Below are 2,743 nucleotides of genomic sequence, written 5' to 3'. Positions count from 1 at the left end.
AAAAATCTTCCCCACCCCTACGCTCTTCCTATCTGGGGGCGCGCCCCGTTTTGCATAGACGTTGGCCTATCTGGATGACTTCGATCAAGGTTTTGTCATCCAGATAGGCCAACGTCTATAAAAGGACGGGTGTCAGGGTTCGAAGGGGGCGTTGCAGGCGGCGACGAGGGCGTTGCGGCAGGCGGCGGCGAGCGGGCGCAGGGCCTCGTCGCGCTGGCGGGCCTCGAAGCTGTTCAGGGCGCCGCCGGGGGCGGCCTGGCCGGCCAGGGTCAGCACCCGGTCCAGCACGCAGGCGCGGGCGTAGAGGCGGCGGGCGCGCGGGTCGTACCCGGGGGGCAGGTCGGTCTCGGCGTCGGGCTTGCGCAGCGCGGCGAGCGCCCCGGCCAGCTCCGGGCGCCACTGCGCCACGTCCAGCTGGACCAGCCGGGTGGTGGCCTCGGTCAGGGCGATGCTCAGCGCGCCGTCGGCCTCGCGTACCCCCGGCGGGAACAGCCCGGCGGGAGCCTCGGGCAGCTCGAAGGCCCGCCACAGCACGGTGGTGAAGGTGACGCCCGAGCCGGAGGTGTGCTGCCGCGCCTCGGGGACCAGGCCGAGCCGGCTGGCGACGACACCCTCCCCGGCGACGAGCGCGTGGTTCGTGAAGGGACCGGGGCCGGGCAGCCCGCGCGGGTCGCCGGGCACCGGGAGCACCAGCCGGATCTCGTCGGGGTGCAGCTTCGCGAGCACCGGCAGGGCCTCGCGCAGCTCGACCTCCTCGCGCCACTGGCCGGGCAGATCGCGGACGTGCTGCTCCTCCTCGGCGGTCAGGTCGTCGAGGATCTCGTCGAAGGAGACCAGCCCGGCGCGCCAGGCCCGGGTCCAGGTCACCAGCCGGGCCGAGCGGCGCGCGGTCAGGGTCACCTGCGCTGCGGGGGACATGCCGACCAGGGTACGTGCTGTTCCTGGGGTTTGTCCCGAACCGGCGCGTCATTGAGCGCCGAAGCGCAGCGGCGACTAGGGTGCCGTCGCATGCGCTACAGCGATGATGTGCTGGACGGTTTCGACCGCCGCAAGCCCCGCCGGGTGACCCCCGAATGCGATGCTGAGCTGGGCATGGTGGTCGAGGACGCGGGCAGCGGCTTCTGCGGTGCGATCGTGGGGTTCGAGTACGGCGCGGTCACCCTGGAGGACCGGCAGGGCCGCCGCCGGCACTTCCCCCTGGATCCCGCCGCGTTCCTACTGGATGGGACGCCGGTGACGCTGCGCCGCCCGCAGGCGGTGGCGCCGGCCCAGCCGCAGCGCACCGCGTCCGGCTCGGTGGCGGCCACGCCCACCCGCGCCCGGGTGGCCCGGGCGAGCCGGATCTGGGTCGAAGGCCTGCACGACGCCGAGCTGCTCGAACGGATCTGGGGCGACGACCTGCGCGCCGAGGCGGTCGTGGTGGAGCCGATGCACGGCGTCGACGACCTGCCCGGCGCGGTGCGCGAGTTCGCGCCGGAGCCGGGGCGGCGGCTCGGCGTGCTGGTGGACCACCTGGTGTCGGGCACCAAGGAGGCGCGCCTGGCGCAGGCCGTGGACAACCCGTACGCCCTGATCGCCGGGCATCCCTACGTCGACGTGTGGCAGGCGGTGAAGCCGTCGCGCCTGGGCATGGAGGAGTGGCCCGTGGTGCCGTACGGGCACCCGTGGAAGGAGGGCATCTGCGCGGCGCTCGGCGTGGGGGAGCCCGCGCTGTTCTGGCGGCGGCTGCTGTCGCGCGTGGACAGCTACCACGATCTGGAGACGCCGCTGGTGAACGCGGTCGAGCGGCTCATCGACTTCGTGACCACGCCGGACGAGTGACACCGGGGGTCCACCGGACGGACCTCGACGGGCGAGGCGGCCAGCCCTAGGCTCAGCCGCCATGACCGTCCCGCTCGGCGCCCAGATCGCCGTGACCCTGCTCTGGCTCCTGCTCTACGTCATCATGTCGGTGCGCTACGACCGGCGCTGGGACGCCCGCATGCGCGCCGCGCTCGGCCGCAGGCTCGGCGTGAACGTGCGCTGGGCGCGGGTCGACGGGGCCGGGGACGTGTTCAGCGACGACGCCACCGGCGCGGTGAACGCCTGGCACACCGACGGCGAGGGGCCGCTGGGCCGGCAGCTGTGGCAGGAGGCCGCGGCGCGCGGGGCGTACCTGGCGGTGCTGATCGGCCTGGGTGCGCTGCCGCCGCTGGCCCTGCTCGGCGTGGAGTTCCTGCTCGGCTTCCACGCCCTGGTGGTGCTGGCCACGGCGTTCGCCGTGATCCCGGTGTTCTCGCTGTTCTGGCTCGGCAACTACCGGCAGGTCAACGAATGACTCACGGCTGCCGAGTGTGCACGAAGGTGGCGATGTCCAGCTCCACCGGGGTGCGCTCGGCGTCGCGGTGCACCCGCAGCACCTCGCCGTCGTTGCTGCCGCTGTGGCAGCGCCACACGTCGGCGCCCTCGGTGGTGAACCGCCACGGCGTGCCGGGCACGGTGACCGGGGTGACCACCAGCTCGCCCGCGGCCGCGTCGTAGCGCGCCGCGAACTCGCGGCCCATCCACCACCAGGCGCCGTCCAGCTCGTGCGGCTCGCCCGGCTCGGGGGCGGGCTGCCACGGCGCTCGGCGCTCCGGCTCGGCGTCGATTCGCGCTGGCCGACACGGCGTACTTGGGCAGCTCCTTGTAGGCGGCGTGGTCGTCGGAGTCGCGCCAGACCGGCGCGAACACCTCGTAGCTGCGGCGGCCGAACATCAGCGCG

General features: G+C 73.7%; 4 protein-coding genes and 1 pseudogene. 2 read left to right on the top strand and 3 right to left on the bottom strand.

Annotated elements, in window-relative coordinates:
- Positions 1-132 precede the first annotated feature (132 nt).
- A complete protein-coding gene (locus AB0J67_RS40525; protein ID WP_363491045.1) occupies positions 133-918 on the bottom strand; it encodes a hypothetical protein in 786 nt (261 codons plus the stop codon).
- 90 nt (positions 919-1,008) lie between these two features.
- Between AB0J67_RS40525 and AB0J67_RS40520 the strand changes: the two genes are divergently transcribed.
- Both AB0J67_RS40520 and AB0J67_RS40515 read left to right on the top strand, forming a co-directional pair.
- On the top strand, positions 1,009-1,821 hold the full coding sequence (locus AB0J67_RS40520) for a DUF3097 domain-containing protein (protein ID WP_363491043.1): 813 nt from the start codon (positions 1,009-1,011) through the stop codon (positions 1,819-1,821).
- Between the two features lie 61 nt (positions 1,822-1,882).
- Positions 1,883-2,317, top strand: coding sequence for a hypothetical protein (locus AB0J67_RS40515; protein ID WP_363491041.1), 435 nt, complete (start codon positions 1,883-1,885; stop codon positions 2,315-2,317).
- Position 2,318: 1 nt separating this feature from the next.
- Here AB0J67_RS40515 and AB0J67_RS40510 read toward each other — a convergent pair whose 3' ends face one another.
- Together AB0J67_RS40510 and AB0J67_RS40505 are read right to left on the bottom strand one after the other, a co-directional pair.
- Entirely contained in the window at positions 2,319-2,543 is a 225-nt protein-coding gene (locus AB0J67_RS40510) for a hypothetical protein (RefSeq protein WP_363491047.1), read from the bottom strand.
- Positions 2,544-2,628: 85 nt separating this feature from the next.
- Positions 2,629-2,743: pseudogene (locus AB0J67_RS40505) on the bottom strand (deaminase); the annotation flags it as partial.

Origin of the sequence: Catellatospora sp. NPDC049609 (assembly GCF_040675365.1) — a bacterium.
In the GTDB taxonomy this organism is placed as follows: Bacteria; Actinomycetota; Actinomycetes; order Mycobacteriales; family Micromonosporaceae; genus Catellatospora.
This window is presented reverse-complemented; position numbering and strand designations above follow the sequence as displayed.

What these genes read in the sequence shown, in the direction of transcription:
- AB0J67_RS40520 (WP_363491043.1), top strand. Translation starts at nt 1,009, where the DNA reads ATGCGCTACAGCGATGATGTGCTGGACGGTTTCGACCGCCGCAAGCCC.
- AB0J67_RS40515 (WP_363491041.1), top strand. Translation starts at nt 1,883, where the DNA reads ATGACCGTCCCGCTCGGCGCCCAGATCGCCGTGACCCTGCTCTGGCTC.
- AB0J67_RS40510 (WP_363491047.1), bottom strand. Translation starts at nt 2,543, where the DNA reads ATGGGCCGCGAGTTCGCGGCGCGCTACGACGCGGCCGCGGGCGAGCTG.
- AB0J67_RS40525 (WP_363491045.1), bottom strand. Translation starts at nt 918, where the DNA reads ATGTCCCCCGCAGCGCAGGTGACCCTGACCGCGCGCCGCTCGGCCCGG.